Origin of the sequence: Vibrio sp. TRT 1302, assembly GCF_050113875.1 — a bacterium.
Classification (GTDB): Bacteria; Pseudomonadota; Gammaproteobacteria; order Enterobacterales; family Vibrionaceae; genus Vibrio.
Window position 1 is genome coordinate 1 of the sequence record NZ_JBNJOF010000007.1, and the last position, 11726, is coordinate 11726.

The following is an 11726-nucleotide window of genomic DNA, read 5'->3' on the forward strand; positions in this document are numbered from 1 at the left end:
TCAACTTGCTGAAATTCGTGCGCCATCAAATGGATAAGTTCAACGGTCTTATACCCCACAGCATGCCCTATTGAATCTTTTATGCGTGGTTCAAAGGTTACCTAGCTTGTGCTTTTATATCTATAGTTCGGATATAAAATCAATTGAATAAACATCACATATGTCGTGATAATCCGCTTCTTTCTTAGACTAGAATCACACGACAAGGTTATCGATTCGCACTAAAGCGAACGATAAATACATTCCAATCGTCTTTTCTTGGTAACAGCTCAATAGAGGCGTTGTGTAGCGTCGCGATGTCTTTGCAGATCGCCATTCCAAGCCCCGCACCATCGCCTCGATCTGACTGACCTCGATAGAAAGCTTCAAACAATCGCTCACGGACTAAAGAAGAAATGCTTTCCCCATTGTCTGACACTTTTACTTCTATCACGCCATTTTGCTCACTCATCACCACACGAATTTCACTGCCTTGTCCTGAGTAGCGGATGGCATTGTCGATCAGGTTTCTGAACAATACTTCGACTAAGGCTGTATCACCAAGAAACTGACTGGCACTGCCTTCTAAACATATGTCTTGTTGCTGTTTAAGTGCCAAAGGTGCCAAGTCACCAATCACACGTTGCAACAAAGCATTGAGATCAACTGTATCAATTGCTCGCTCCGAAGCACTGTCAACTTTAGCTAAAGTTAGCAACTGTTGGATTAAGCGGTCTGTGCGCTCTATGCCAAGCAATATGTTGTGCAAAGCTTGTTGCTTTTGCTCTGGCTCATCCGTGGAAAGTGCGTTCTCCACATTGAGTCTTAATATGGTAAGCGGCGTTTTCAGCTCATGAGCCGCAGCACGCGTAAAGCGTTTTTCACGCTCCCATGCTAGATCAAGTTCTTCCAATAGCGTGTTGAGTGCATCGACTAATGGTGCAAGCTCCACGGTGTGATCTTTTACATGGATTCGATCGAGATGGTGAGCATTTCTTTGCGCGATGGCAGTGCGCAATTGATCGATGGGTCGAAGATATTTGGCGATCAGCCACAGAAGTACTGCCAGCAGGGTTGGCAATAAAAATAGCTGCTCAATCGAAGTGGACAACGCAATTTCGTTGATAATTTCTTGTCGGATCTCGTGCTTCTCTGCCACCACAACATATTCATTGGTTCCTTGTTCATCAACAAAGGCTAGTTGAAATGTTCGCCATGACTCACCAGCGATCTCTACATCAGAAAATCCATTGCTTTGCGGTGAAGTCGATAGCGCTGGCAACTCTTCTATCGAACTCCACACCAATTCTGTGCGGCTAAAAAGCTGAAAGACCAGGTTTTGTTCGTACGGGTGACCATACTCAGTGCCTTCGTCATCGTCTTTAGCCAGTTTGCTAATGTTGTCCATCCAGCTATCGAACTGATCTCGATGATTGATGAGTTCGTTTTGGTTCTTGGATAAAGATATCGCGAGAAGAAGCAGTTTCGCAGACTGACCTAGACGCGCATCATATACCTCTTCGACCTCATGCTTGGCTGACTGAAAGCTAAAATAGAGCGATACCATCAGTAACACGCTCACCAAGATTGTCACGGACAGTGTCAGTTGGCGCTTAATTGAATAAGGCGCTTGTCGTTTGAAAAGGTTATTTTTCAAGAATGTACCCTACTCCACGGATGTTTTTAATCGCAATATCAGGCACCTTTTTGCGTAAGTTGTGGATATGAACTTCTATCGCATTGTCACTGGCTCCCTCATCCCAGCCATGCAGGGATTGTTGCAACTGATCTTTACTCTGAACACGACCCGCATTGGTCATTAAACCCGCTAAGATCTTAAACTCGTTACGGGTCAGTTTCAGTGGTGAGTCCGCAAAACGAATGCAATGTTCCGACAACGAAAGACTCAACTGACCAACAACAATTTTTTCGTCCGCGCAGCTCGATTGGCGACGAATCAGTACACGCAACCTTGCGAGCAACTCTTCAAGCGCAAAGGGCTTGCCGAGATAATCATCCGCACCACCATCCAAGCCTTGAACACGATCGCGTATATCATCTCGCGCAGTTAATATCATGACGGGTAGTTGGTAACCTTCACGACGAATGGCTCGCAATACCTGTAATCCATCTATATCTGGCAGAGTCAGATCTAAAATCACCGCGGTAAACGCCTCTGTTTTTAGTGCAGTAGTAACCCCTGCGCCCTTATCTAGCCAGTCTACCGTGTAGCCATTGCGACTTAACGATGTCACCATCGATTGCCCCAACAGCACATCATCTTCTACCAGTAATAAACGCATTCGTTATCTCAGTCTCGCCATTGTTATTTCGATCTCTTTTTTACGCCCTTCATCCGCCAACTGGCGGTTAGCCCTTGGTTCTGCTTGTAGCGCTTTCATGAGGTAAGCTTTTGCTTCTGCTTTACGTCCATCTTGCGCAAGAAAGTCACCATAAAAATAGTTGGGATCGATACCTTTAGGATTGATCTCTAACGCTTTTTTTAACATTTCTTCCGCTTTTTCGTCATCTCCGAAACCAATCGGCCAACCAGGTACTTTATAGTATAAAGATCCCAAACTGGTATAGGCGGAACCATTTAACGTTGCCGGTGATGTATCAATAACCTGCTCTAGCAACTCTTTCGCCTCTTCCGCTAATGATAGCGCTCCTAAACCACCTTTTGCTCCCGCCAATGACGCTTTATTGATCGCTAACCAAACTTTTAATTCCGGATCGTTCGGATTCGAGCGTAAATACTGGTTATTTTTGCTGATCAATGCTTCAAGGCATTGCTGTTTGTCCTTATCTTCTGGCGTGTTGTACTGGCATAGAGCCCACTCTTTTTGCACTGTCTGTATTTGTGCCTCATTCGCATTAGCCAGTGAAGCCCAAAGCCCTATCGACATAATTCCTATTAGTTTGATGTTCATGTTACTTCCCTCACTAATGACTAACGCGGTTAACGTACTGATTAATGGTTTCTTTCTGCTTATTAATCGCTGATGAAACCACACCTGGTAAAATTTGATTTATGCGAACAAATAGCTTTTCGGGCCAGCCGATCCATTTGGCACTGGTCTCTTTTTCGATCATGCTCTGTACGTGCTTAGCAACGCGTTGAGGAGAATCGACGGCATTGCCGAGCTTTTGATTCATCTGATTCACAGCACTACTATTCAACGCGGTATCAGTGGCTCGCGGTGCCAAATACAGCACTCGAATACCGCTGCCGTTCAGCTCGCGATCTAAAGATTCGCTGAACCGATGTAGCCCCGCCTTAGCCGCGCAGTAGGTCGTGTACCCAGGATAACCAATCGAACCAAATGTAGAGCCTATATTGAGCATCACACCCGGCTGAGAGATAGATCCAATCAAGGTTTGGCAAATCATGATTGGCGCGACTAAGTTGAGATTAATTTCTTGCTCGATTTGCTGTGGAGATTTACCGCTCAATAACGCAAAATCATTACAGCCCGCATTGTTAATCACGGCATTGATTCTACGGCGCTCTCCAATCGCGCGTTTGGCGTATTCATTGATGTCAGCCACTCCCAGTGACGAGGTCACATCTGCAACCAAAACATGGTGTTGTTCGCTGTTCATTAACCCCGCCTGTAAAGATTGCAACGCTTCGTGACTTCTCCCCACCAGCGTTAGCTTCGCACCTGACTTTGCGAGCTGCTCAGCAATGGCTCGACCTATACCGCCAGTCGCACCAGTCAACAGAATATGACTATCTTTGATCTTCATTTTTCTATCTCACGCGGCTTGTTGACGGTTTTGAACAGGCAGTGCACGCAGCATTTGACCATAGAGATCAAACACCATGTTGGCAGATTCGATAATCACCTGTTGATCTTTAGGGTTGGTTACTTTGTTCATCAGTTGTTCAAAAAACTGTAAGTGAGACTGGTCAAGCACGCTGTGAGAAACCAGATAAGTCATGGCTTCTGGAGGAAGGTTGAGTCGTTTTTGGATCATCTCAGCCATTTTGCCGCCAATACCAACACTCGTGCCTTCTAACACCCAAACCATACCAAATAGCGCCAGAGGGTTATGACGATCAATCTGGTGATACAGGTAGGCCACCATCAGTTCGATTGCTTGCCCTACGTGCCCTTCGTCTTGGTTTTGGCGAACCTTGTCCGCATCCCCTCCACATGCTTTGATGTCGTTTAGAATCCACTCTTGGTGGCCTTTTTCTTCATCAATGTATTCGGCAAGCGCTTCCCTAACCCATTCATATTCTGAAGATAAACGACCACCACATGCCATCAGCAATGGTACGGTATGTTTAACGTGATGATAGGCCTGAGTAAGAAAGGCAATGTACATTTCTTTACTGATGTTTCCGCATTGCACTTCAGCAATAACAGGCGCAGTTAACATCCTCTGCTGAGCGGAGGCTGTGCATTGTTGTAGTTGACTAAAAAACGGGGTCATAGTGTTATCCTCACGAGGCTAAGGGCTGATCTGAAACAATCTCTATTCGGCTGACTTTCTTGCCATCAAGCGATACGTTACTGCGCTCATTCGACAATAGAGCGATTGCATCTTGTTCAAGCTGGGAGCGCCTAATTTTTCCATTTGCAGTAAACCATTGCGGTACTTGGTTAATTTCTTCCACTACCAATAAACTGCCAATTTGAGCGTAATCGGGCAGACGGTGATTCAACTCAATCACTCTTTGCAGTAAAGATGGGGCTTGCTCAGTGACTGCGCACAAAGCACTTTGGTCGTTACCAACGACAAAAAAGGGCAAGTTGGGTAAGAAGGCGAAGGCCTCAGACTCTATCCACTCTGGTGATACATTGCGGCCGTATGCGGTGACGATAAGGTTCTTTTTTCTGCCTAAAAGGGTGACAAATCCCTGTTCATCGATTTCCGCCAAGTCACCCGTCGCTAGCCATTCATCAGTAAATGGTTCACCTAGGTACCCGAGCGCATTATTACCTTTGACTTCCAACTCACCATCTTCAGCGATACGTACCTTTAGATGAGGCAGGACTCGTCCACTAGTGCCCGCCTTATTTGCCTTGGGCGTGTTTAGACAGACGACAGAGCTGCACTCAGACAACCCATATCCTTCATACGCAGCGATGCCAACTTGTCGCGCGGCCTCAATAAGCACCGTCGAAACGCGAGCGCCACCAACGGCAACAAACTTTAGCATTTGTGTTAAATCTGGGGATTGTCGAACCACCGAAATCAGTGCAAGTAGCAGAGCGGGAGTTAGAACAAGACTCTCTGGTCGGTATTGGGCCAGAGCGTGAGCAAAACGCTGCGCATCAAACTTGTTTGATCCTTTCAATCCGGTTTGTTCACCACCGAGCACATAGGAAGTCACACCCAAGAGTAATGGGACGTAAACCCCCGTAATATTCTCAAGCAAAGTCGACAAAGGCAGTACGGTGAGGTGTCGGCTCGCCTCGCCACAAACACTATGAGCTAGCGACTGCGCTACTTGGCATATGTTCTCCTCACTTAAACAAACGCCTTTAGGATCACCTGTAGAACCCGAAGTAAACGTAATTTTCTGAGTGCCAGCTAAATACTCTTTGTGTTCTCTTGTATGATGCTGATAGACAGCAAGCCCTGCGATGCTTTCAATTCGCTCTCCAACATAATCGCCTTGATAAACAGACCAGTCTCCGATCAGTAGATCCACAGCCGAACGTTTTAAGACATGCTCAACTTGTTGCGGCGAGAAAAAAGTAGGAATAGGAACAACGACCACATTGACTGACATAGCCGCTAAATCAACCATCACCCAACTTAAGCTGTTATCTGCTCTTAGGGCGATAGCCTTCGCACCCATCGCTTGTAATTGATGTGCCGTATAATGAATGCAGTCCAGCAACTCTTGGTAAGTAATGGTTAAGGGATCTCCCGTATGATCACTACCAACAAAAGCGATATTGTCAGGCGTTTCGCCTGCCCATTTTTCGATGGCCTCTAGAATCGCGTTCATAATTGTCCTCCCTATGCCTGCTTACGACGGTTGTGTACCAAACGTAAACGCTGCAACCCTTTAATCAGGTTGCCAGCAAAAACCTTAGGTTGATGCTCGTAATAGGTGCCCCAAACTTTCGGTGCATCAAGAATTTTTTCTGCATCGGCGTCAGCAATTAAACGAGGCTCTAATCCTAGTCGTGACATCAATGCGAATAGAGGATCTGTCGCGGTAAAAATGCACCATTCAAAGCCGTTTTCGACTAAGCACTCTGCAATCAAGAAGAAATGGAGGGGAGACATGCCTTTAGCGAAGGACGCAAGATGACCAAACTCTACAAGGTTGGAACGTTCAACAGGTTGTTGGAACAAGTTTGATATCAATACCTCTGCCGGTGCATCCAAATATTGCTCAAGAAACAGAGGCTCATCAGCCGCAATTCGGAATCCACAGACAGACGCGATCTCGTCGTTATCGAGCAAGGTTAAATACGCTGGCATGAAGAGTTTAAGCTCGGCACGAAAGGCTTGCTGGTAGCGCAAAGAAACGTGGTTAACCACTGGCTTCCACAATGCATGTGATGGATAAACGATGTCGAGCTGAAAATGAGTTGCTTGAGTTTGAGGTTTCATGAGCGTCACCTTACCTTGGTTCATTACCAGTAATGATAAAATGCGAAACTTAAGAAACCCTTAATGTTAGAAATATTCTATAAAAACCCTTCTAACCCACTGAAAGTATTACTCTCTATTGTTCAAAAAAAGTGATGACTAACTACCATGAACCGTTAGATATGCGCAGTATGCTCGCGCCTTTTCACCACCCTGCTGCTGGGTATAGCACGTTCGGTAGTTGTCGATGTAACGAAGAAATGCGGCCTCAGCTTGCGCTTTAGGCATTTGCACCAGTTGGTTGATAAAACGGCGCGATCCCACTTCAAAGTGCTGGGTGTCAATTGGGGTGTTCCAGTCTCCTCCCCAGATTAAAAAACCATGATGAGCGAACAGCTCTACGACATCTTCCGCCATGCCCTGACGTTCGATCTCTTCTCGAGCCCTATAGCGAGTCCGGTTGACATAACGTGTTGCCGATTGTGCAGGTTTGACAAAAATCTGGCCATTATCGGCAAATTCTACGAATGGGTTTTGCACGGGGTTAACGTCTATCGCGACGCCATAAGCATGTTTCGACCAGCTAGAACCGCTCGTGATCGGCCGAGCATTAAACGCACTGCTATTATTCGCTGCCATCGATGCGTTGTCATCCCCTTTAAACTCTCGCATCAATCTCGCAGAATGGAGTGGGAAACGGCGTTGATACAAATCCGCAAAAAGACGTTCCACGGAAGGAGCGACAATATCAAGAACGATCACGCTTCCTCGCTGGGTTTGCCCAGAGAAATCAATAAAATCAAAGTCAACCTTAGCCAGACGTTCACATCCTACCGGAGCTCCAGAAGTCAATACGCCCTGCTTTTTCATCATCCCGCATTGCCACTCAGAGACAGGCGCTACCTGAGCATAACTGGTGGCACTTATCGAAAGGAATAGCACAGGCAGTAACCAATTTTTCACGTAGAATTTCCTTCTTTTAGAGATTCAGAGGTAGGCTCAAATCCACCTCTAACTCAGCTAACTTTTCGCTAGTTTGCATCTTTAGTCTTACGGCTTCAAGCGGATCAAATCAGTGAGAAACGAGACATTCGATCACAAATAACTGGCTGAGTTAATTCATAATTACTTAGAAAACACTGCAAATTCGCAATTCGGACCACTCACTTTGTATTGCTGGTGACTTGAAGGCAAAGTCAACTGAGAATAACTCGGAGAGAAAGATGGAAATCATACATCACGGTGGGAAACATACGGTCACAGGTTCATGTCATGAACTGAGGCATGACAATCAGGCTCTGTTGATCGACTGTGGTTTATTTCAAGGACAAGATGCTCGCTCGCTTGACATTGATTTCCCAATCAAACAACTCAATGGGCTGATTCTAACTCATAGTCATATCGACCATATTGGGCGAATACCATGGTTGCTCGCGGCTGGATTTAAACAGCCAATATTTTGTACGGAAGCCACTGCGGAACTGGTCCCTCTGATGCTCGAAGATAACCTTAAGTTACAACTGGGGCTCACCGCAAAAAAAGCACAGCGGGTGTTAGAACGAGTCAAGCGCCAGCTCTGTCCTTATCCCTATGATCATTGGTTCTCTCTCGATAGCAAACAATCTGACTCAATCCAGATACGTCTGCAACAAGCTGGGCACATTCTAGGCTCTTGTTATGTTGAGTTGTGCTTACCCAACCAAGAGATCGTCGTTTTTTCTGGTGATTTAGGCCCAACGAACACACCATTGCTGCCCGATCCTGTCTCACCTCAGCAAGCGGATTATCTGTTTATTGAAACGACGTACGGCGATACACAACACGAAGATATCGCCACGCGCTCCTTGCGGCTGAAAGCCATCATCGATCGTTCTCTTGAAGACGGCGGAACCATACTGATACCGGCGTTTAGTGTCGGCAGAACCCAAGAACTGCTCTTTGATATCGAGCAACTGGTATTTGAGCATCAGATAGATACCAAAATCCCTATAATCCTTGATTCTCCCATGGCACAGAAAGTCACCCGTTCCTATCGCCGTTTCAAGCAATTGTGGGGAAATGAAGCCAAGCAAAGACTGCAAAACCGACGCCATCCACTCGCGTTCGAGCAATGCATCACAGTTGAAGATTTTCGCACCCACCTACGACTGGTTAACCGGCTTAAATCGACAGGAGAACCTGCGATAGTCGTTGCCTCTTCAGGAATGTGTCAGGGAGGTCGCATAGTGGACTACCTTAAAGCCTTGCTGCCAGATCAACGCACCGATATTTTGCTTGCTGGCTATCAAGCGGAAGGAACACTTGGTCGTGCCATTCAATCTGGCTGCGTCGACATTGAGATTGACGATGAGCAGGTGGAGGTATTGGCACAGGTTCATACGATGTCAGGCTACTCAGCCCATGCAGACCAATCGGATCTGCTGCGTTTTATCGAAGGAATCCCGACTAAGCCGCAAGCGATTCATTTGATTCATGGTGAGCCAAATACCCAATCCCAATTTGCAGAGCTCCTTCGCCGCCGAGATTATCAAGTTATCGAATAAAAATAAGGCTGCGAACAACGCAGCCTTATTGTGTTGAGCTGACAGCTTGACGTAAAAGCTATTTTTTACGTATTTCGACAATATTACTGAATCCAGACGTTTCGGAACCATCAAACGCTTGCACGCGATAACCATAACTTCCTGTCGGTAAAGCGCTAATATCATCATCAAAACTGGTCGCGTTAATGCCTACCGTTCCAATTCGAACGAAAGAGAATTGACCTTTACGTTTCAACCCTCGCTCGATATAGAAGCCGCCTTCATTATCAGAGTTGTCCGACCAAGTTAAGGAAATAGTGTTGCCATTTTGAGTCAAAATCAGATTGCTTGGCGCCGCTAAACTACCGGGTTGAGGGCCAGGTCCCGTACCGCCAGAATCGCTGGTGACACTAACAATAAGGGTATCTGATGTTGCTTGGTTAACACTATTTTTTGCCGTAACTCGATAGCGATATTCTCCGGTATTCGGCACAGTATCGACATAGGACGTCGTATCTGCTGGCAACGTCGCGATCTCGATAAAACTCACTTTACCGCGATATTTGGTTCCTCGTTCCACGACGTATTCTGTCTCATTGGCGCTGTTGTCTTGCCAACTCAAACTCACATTTAAGCCATCAACCGAAGCCGCCAGATCCGTAGCAGCATTGAGAGCATCTTGGTCAATGACCAACACATTGACACTGCTGCTGTTCATCGCGCCAGCATTATCCGTCACCGTCAGTGTCACCATAAAATCACCTGCCGACGCGTACGCATGAGAGGCATTCACTCCAACGCTGTTTTGCCCGTCACCAAAGCTCCATTCATAGACGGCGATGGAGCCATCCGGATCACTCGAGCCTAGCCCATTAAAGTAAACGACCTCCCCAATACCATAACTGACCGCGGGGTTGTCGATGGCAATAACCGCATTGGGCAAATCGGTCGTCACTTGAACGGTTGTCGACGTCGAATCCGATAGACCATCGTTATCGGTAACCGTTAAGGTCACCTCATAACTGCCAGCTTGAGCATAGACGTAATCATTAATAGCGACCTGATCAGAGGTAGTACCATCACCAAGATTCCAATCATAACTGACGATATTCCCACCTTCGCTGTCAGATGAGTTGCTGCCATCAAAGTCCACAGAGGTACCAAAGGCAACAGAATTCGCGCTCACGACTATCTCTGCGGTTGGAGGGTTCATACCTCCCGCATTCAATGCATAAGCTACAGCACCTGCTGCATCAACGAGGCCATGTCCAAATACGTTATCGTCACCAACAACGCCAATATCAACAGCCGTACTAAACAAGCCATTTTCTATATCATCTGGGGTAATATTTGGATTTGCCGCTACCATTAACGCGGCAATCCCAGCCGTCAATGGAGAAGAGAATGATGTACCGCTGTAGTATACGTAGCGGTTGTCAGGGTATGTGGTGAGGATTTCGACACCGGGGGCGGTGATGTCAACATAGTCCCCCCAGCTAGAGAAACTGGCTCGATCATTGTTGCGATCTGTTGCCCCAACACCAACAAAACTGGTGAAGTCTGGATAAGTCGCATGCTGTAATCCACTATTACCCGCCGACATAAACAACAGACCATTACGATTTCGCAAATATTGAGCAGCCGCATTAATGGTCTCGTATTGGATGCCTCCGTAACTTAAATTGACCACACGTGCCCCTCTATCCGCGGCGTATTCAATACAGACCGCCATCGTAGAGATATAGGCAGAGCTGTTGTTGTCACTGATAGCGATTCGAACAGGAATAATATCGACATTCCAATTCGCACCCGCAACGCCAGTTGAATTATTACCTACTGCACCTAAGGTTCCTGCCGTCCCTGTACCGTGACCATTGGCATCGTAAATATAGTTAGATCCATCTTGAGCGTTGTAGGCGAGATCGAGTCGTAGGTTTGGACCAAGATCTGGATGATTGACGTCAAAACCTGTATCACACACTGCGACCAGTACCGATGAGCTGCCAGTAGTAATGTCCCAAGCCTGTCGGCTATTTACATTATTGTGGTGCCACTGATTACCAAACATGGGATCATTGGGCTGTAAAGTCGGTTCCATTGCGTAATCCGCTTCTGCAAAAGCAACATACCCACTACTACTAAGAATTTTGGCAATCGCCTTTTCTCGACCATGGTGATCAAAAGTGGCGATGACGATTTGACTGCCTTCAAGGATACGTTCAGAAACCAATCCTTGGCTCTTGAGTAGGCTGTTAAGTCCTTTTAAATCGCTTGGTGAAGCGTTGGCATCGATTTGGTATATAACCGTACCCGGCCTGACGCGTTCCTGATTGCTTTGCACGGTGTTCGCTAAGACACTAAATGTGACAACTGAGAAGGTTGCCCACAGGAATAAAGCTGGAATAAAGGATTTCACTAGGCGCATAGCACTTCTCCATGACGGACTTCAGGACGCTACTAATAGTTTGGTCAATAAATGGACAGCTGTAAAATAACGCTTTGTAATGAAATCCTCCTCAGAGCCTCCCGATTACTCAACATCAATCAGTTAGCCGACAAACCTTTTTTACTCACTCGCTCTACTCGTGGCTTTAGTCAATGAAATACAAACCAAAGTTAACTTCCACCTTCACACAGCGCTAAATCAGAGAATTTTCT

10 protein-coding genes are annotated in these 11726 nt (G+C 46.4%); 1 reads left to right on the forward strand and 9 read right to left on the reverse strand.

All coding sequences use genetic code 11. The features are described 5' to 3' along the window. Window positions 1-208: 208 nt before the first annotated feature. From ACQEXP_RS10990 to ACQEXP_RS11025, 8 genes are all read right to left on the reverse strand, one after another. Complete coding sequence (locus ACQEXP_RS10990; protein WP_426951063.1) at window positions 209-1636, reverse strand: ATP-binding protein; 1428 nt, start codon at window positions 1634-1636, stop codon at window positions 209-211. Next, window positions 1626-2282 (reverse strand): response regulator, encoded by a 657-nt coding sequence (locus ACQEXP_RS10995; RefSeq protein WP_426969854.1) that lies wholly within the window; start codon window positions 2280-2282, stop codon window positions 1626-1628. The genes ACQEXP_RS10990 and ACQEXP_RS10995 overlap by 11 nt, the downstream gene beginning before the upstream one ends. 3 nt (window positions 2283-2285) lie before the next feature. Continuing rightward, window positions 2286-2912: a tetratricopeptide repeat protein gene (locus tag ACQEXP_RS11000; protein ID WP_331428373.1), complete on the reverse strand. Its 627-nt coding sequence runs from the start codon at window positions 2910-2912 to the stop codon at window positions 2286-2288. Window positions 2913-2925: 13 nt separating this feature from the next. Continuing rightward, window positions 2926-3732 (reverse strand): SDR family oxidoreductase, encoded by an 807-nt coding sequence (locus ACQEXP_RS11005; protein WP_331428374.1) that lies wholly within the window; start codon window positions 3730-3732, stop codon window positions 2926-2928. A 9-nt stretch (window positions 3733-3741) separates the two neighbouring features. Further along, entirely contained in the window at window positions 3742-4425 is a 684-nt protein-coding gene (locus ACQEXP_RS11010; protein ID WP_331428375.1) for an iron-containing redox enzyme family protein, read from the reverse strand. Window positions 4426-4435: 10 nt separating this feature from the next. Beyond that, window positions 4436-5953, reverse strand: coding sequence for an AMP-binding protein (locus tag ACQEXP_RS11015; protein WP_426969856.1), 1518 nt, complete (start codon window positions 5951-5953; stop codon window positions 4436-4438). 11 nt (window positions 5954-5964) lie between these two features. Continuing rightward, on the reverse strand, window positions 5965-6567 hold the full coding sequence (locus ACQEXP_RS11020) for a thermostable hemolysin (protein WP_269377563.1): 603 nt from the start codon (window positions 6565-6567) through the stop codon (window positions 5965-5967). Between the two features lie 138 nt (window positions 6568-6705). Next, complete coding sequence (locus ACQEXP_RS11025; RefSeq protein WP_426969992.1) at window positions 6706-7419, reverse strand: M15 family metallopeptidase; 714 nt, start codon at window positions 7417-7419, stop codon at window positions 6706-6708. 350 nt (window positions 7420-7769) lie between these two features. Between ACQEXP_RS11025 and ACQEXP_RS11030 the strand changes: the two genes are divergently transcribed. Beyond that, complete coding sequence (locus tag ACQEXP_RS11030) at window positions 7770-9089, forward strand: MBL fold metallo-hydrolase RNA specificity domain-containing protein (protein ID WP_426969857.1); 1320 nt, start codon at window positions 7770-7772, stop codon at window positions 9087-9089. A gap of 58 nt (window positions 9090-9147) precedes the next feature. On the opposite strand, the gene ACQEXP_RS11035 is transcribed toward ACQEXP_RS11030, so the two are convergent. After that, window positions 9148-11493, reverse strand: coding sequence for a S8 family serine peptidase (locus tag ACQEXP_RS11035; protein WP_426969859.1), 2346 nt, complete (start codon window positions 11491-11493; stop codon window positions 9148-9150). Window positions 11494-11726: the final 233 nt, after the last annotated feature.